Annotated in this window: 4 protein-coding genes; 3 read left to right on the forward strand and 1 reads right to left on the reverse strand. The window is 66.4% G+C overall.

Going from position 1 to position 3,829, the window contains the following annotated elements; genetic code table 11:
* Positions 1-282 precede the first annotated feature (282 nt).
* Entirely contained in the window at positions 283-834 is a 552-nt protein-coding gene (locus tag QOD90_RS12855; protein WP_526350214.1) for a TetR/AcrR family transcriptional regulator, read from the forward strand.
* A 162-nt stretch (positions 835-996) separates the two neighbouring features.
* A complete protein-coding gene (locus tag QOD90_RS12860; protein ID WP_526350216.1) occupies positions 997-2,394 on the forward strand; it encodes an NAD-dependent succinate-semialdehyde dehydrogenase in 1,398 nt (465 codons plus the stop codon).
* On the opposite strand, the gene QOD90_RS12865 is transcribed toward QOD90_RS12860, so the two are convergent.
* Positions 2,379-3,338, reverse strand: a complete 960-nt coding sequence (locus tag QOD90_RS12865; protein ID WP_526350218.1) for a DNA polymerase domain-containing protein — start codon at positions 3,336-3,338, stop codon at positions 2,379-2,381. The two genes, QOD90_RS12860 and QOD90_RS12865, sit on opposite strands and share 16 nt — an antisense overlap.
* 19 nt (positions 3,339-3,357) lie before the next feature.
* On the opposite strand from QOD90_RS12865, the gene QOD90_RS12870 reads away from it, so the two are divergent.
* Positions 3,358-3,829, forward strand: a 472-nt coding sequence (locus QOD90_RS12870; RefSeq protein ID WP_526350220.1) for a type 1 glutamine amidotransferase domain-containing protein, incomplete at its 3' end; no start/stop codon positions are given.

Here is a 3,829-nt window from a genome sequence, read left to right on the forward strand (position 1 = left end):
CGGCCAGCATCCGCTGGTACAGCGGGTACGGGTCCTGGATGCAGTCGTCGTCGAAGAGCGCCAGGCCCAGGCCAACGTCGGTTGTCATCGTCTCAGGCTGATCCGGGACCAGGAGGGCGTCAATCGATTCCACGAAGTCGAGCAGCATTTCTAGCGGCCTACGGCGCGGTTTGTCTCAACCCATGGCACTGAACATGGCAAACAGGGCGCTGCCGTGTCTGATTTTGTCTCATGGTGCGAAGACCTGCGGTATTTGGTTCGCCGGCGTGGGAGGCTCGACCGATGGCACGCGACGACTGGCTGGTGGGCGGCGATCGCAGTGCCATCGCCGCCGAACGCATCTACGACGTGGCGACCGATCTCATCGCCAAACGTGGCCTCGCGGCCTTCGACATCGATGCCTTGGCGGCCAGGGTGCACTGCTCGCGCGCGACGATCTACCGGCACGTCGGCGGAAAGGGCCAGATTCGTGACCGCGTTCTGATGCGGGCGGCAACCCGCGTCGTCGACACGGTCCGGCGCACCGTCGAGGGAATGAGTGGCCCCGAGCGCGTCGTCACGGCGATTACAGTGGCCCTCGAACAGATCCGGAGCGATCCGCTCGGGCAGTTGATGATCAGCCGCTCGACGCTGATCGGGCAGTCGGATCTCTCGGCGACACCGGTGGAGGAGCTTGCCGCGGAGTTGACGGGCATTGCCGACGACGATCCCGAGGCGGCGCGCTGGATCGTCCACGTGGTGTTGTCGTTGGTCTACCTGCCCGTTGGTGACGCCCGAACCGAACGCGAGATGGTGCGGCGCTTCGTCGCTCCGGCATTCGAGTCGCCAGGCTGACGGCTTCCGGGTAGTCAGCACGGAAGCTACGACATACGACGTTGGGCTCACGAATCGCCTCGGGTTCCGCACCTTTTTTAGCGTTTGGCTGCTCGATCCGAAGCCATGACTTTCCTCCATGACTAGATTGGAGGGGTACTTACGTCTACGGGAGGTCCGACCATGACCGCGACAGTTTCGACCCAGCCGGGGTATCAGGTAGTCAATCCTGCGACCGGTGACGCCGGACAGTCCTTCGACTTCGCCACCGATGCCGAGGTCCAGGCAACCTTGGCAGCATCGGATGAGGCCTACCGCGCGTGGCGGGAGGTGCCGATCGCCGAGCGGGCCCGCGTCGTCGCCCGGGTGGGCGAGTTGTTCAAGGAGAACGCGGCGCGCCTCGGTGCCATCGCCACAGAAGAAATGGGCAAGCCGCTGCCGGAGGCGGTCGGTGAAGCCGACTTCTGCGGCGACATCTTCGACTACTTCGCCACCGAGGGCCCGCGCCTGGCCGCCGACCAAGAGATCAAGACGTTCTCCAGTGGCAAGGCGTTCGTGCAGAAGCTTCCGATCGGGCCGTTGCTTGGCATCATGCCGTGGAACTACCCGTTCTATCAGATTGCTCGGTTCGCGGCCCCGAACCTGGTGTTGGGCAACACGATAATTCTCAAGCACGCCGAGTCGGTGCCCAAGTCGGCCCTCGCGGTTCAGGAACTCATGAACGAAGCGGGCGTGCCGGCCGGGGTGTACCTCAACATCTTCGCGTCCTACGGCCAGATCGAGGAGATCATCGGCGACCGCCGCATCGTCGGTGTCTCGCTCACCGGTTCGGAGCGGGCCGGGGCCGTCGTGGCATCGATCGCGGGTCGGAACCTGAAGAAGTGCGTGCTCGAACTGGGCGGGTCCGACGCCTACGTCGTGCTGGACACCGATGACGTCAAGGCGTCGGCAGATCTGGCGTGGGACACCAGGATTGGCAACACCGGCCAGGCCTGCAACTCGAACAAGCGGATCATCGTCACCAACGACATCTTCGACGGCTTCGTCGGCAGGCTCGTCGAGCGGGCGAAGGATCTGACGGCCGGCGATCCGGCCGAGGCGGCAGAAGGCACGTTCGCGCCCATGTCGTCGCGCAAGGCTGCCGAGACGCTGAACGAGCAGGTGCAGGATGCCGTCGCCAAGGGCGCGACGCTGCATGCCGGCGGCGTCCTCGGCGACGGCCCCGCGGCGTACTACTCACCCGCGGTGCTGACCGGGATTACCCCGGAGATGCGGGCCTACCGCGAAGAGCTGTTCGGTCCGGTGGCGGTGGTGTACTCGGTCGGCAGCGACGACGAGGCACTGACGCTGGCCAACGACTCCGACTACGGGCTCGGCGGCGCGGTGTTCAGCACCGACAAGCAGCGTGCGGAGAAGGTCGCCCAGCGCCTCGAGTCGGGGATGTCGAATGTGAACGCCCCCGCGAACGAAGGTCAAGAGGTGCCGTTCGGTGGCGTCAAACGCAGCGGCTTCGGCCGCGAACTAGGCCCGCTCGGCATGGACGAGTTCGTCAACAAGCGGCTGTACTACGTCGCCGACTGACGCTTGACGCGGGCGCGCCGTTTGCCCTCGTGCATCGCGGCCACCCGCGCCACGGGGATGGCGCGGCCCTGTTCGATGAGATCGTCCGGAAGCCGCTGCGCCGGGGGCATCGTGTCCGCCCACGGGTCGCGGCCGTCCAGCGCGTCGAGCGCGGTGCGGATGGTGAAGTCGCCGGGGGAGACCCGGTCCAGATCGGACCAGTCGAGCGGGAAGGACACCGGCGTGCCCGGCCTCAGGCGCGGACTGTAGGCCGCGGCGACGGTCGCGCCGCCGGCTCTCGTCGAGTCGACGAACACCTTGCCGCCGCGGTCGTCGACGATGAAGGCCGTGGTCGCCAGCTTCGGGTCGAGGGCCTCGGCGCGCGCAGCGAGCGCACGTGTCGCCGCGGCGACGTCATCGACCGGTGCGGTGTCGTCGATGGGGACGAACACGTGAATTCCCTTGGCGCCGCTGGTCTTCACCGCACCCGCCAACCCGCTGTCGGAAAGGGCTTGGCGCACCAGGTGTGCGACGGCGACCACCGCCGCAAAGTCGTCGTCACCGGGCGGGTCCAGGTCGAGGATCAAATGCGTTGGCCGATAGATGTTCTCGGCGAGTCCGAGCGTCGGGTGGTATTCGACTGCGCGTTGGTTGCCAAACCACAACAGGGTGCGCCGGTCGTTGCAGAGCGCATAGTGCACCTCGCGTTTGGAGGCCTCCGCCCAGATCGGCACCGTCGGCAACCAGTCCGGCGTGTACTTCGGCACGTTCTTCTGCATGAACGGCGCCCGGCCGCGGAGCACCCTCAGCACGGTGAGCGGCCGACCGGCGAGCCCGGGCAGCAGGCGGTCGGCCACCGCGTCGAGGTAGTCGATCAGATCACGCTTCGTGGCGTCGGCTTCCGCGGTCAGTGGCTGATCGAGGTTGGTCAGATCCACGCCATCACGCTGCTCAGTGGTCCCCACGAATGACATGCTGGCACTCGTGGCAGTAGTCCTGATACCGATTCCGGACAACGATTTCGACCCGACCGAGGTCGCCGTCAGCTGGCGCGTACTTACCGGGCACGGTCACACCGTCGTGTTCAGCACCGAAAGCGGCAGGCAGGCCGCTGCCGACGACATCATGGTCACTGGTCACGGCCTTGACGTGTGGTCGCGGGTGCCCGGCCTGAATCGACTGGTCGTGGTCGGCCGAATGTTGCGTGCAAACGGCGACGCACGGGCTGCCTATGCGCAGATGCTGGTGTCACCGGAGTTCCGAAACCCGCGATCATGGGCTGATACCGATCTGGACGGCGTTCACGCCCTGCTGCTCCCGGGTGGGCATCGGGCTCGCGGGATGCGGAGTTACCTCGACAGTGAAGTCCTGCAGCGCCTCGTCGTGGCGGCGTTTCACGGCGGAACTCTGGTCGCCGCGATCTGTCACGGGGTTCTCCTCGCCGCACGATCGACCG

Source organism: Mycobacterium sp. (assembly GCF_032161845.1).
Taxonomy (GTDB): Bacteria; Actinomycetota; Actinomycetes; order Mycobacteriales; family Mycobacteriaceae; genus Mycobacterium.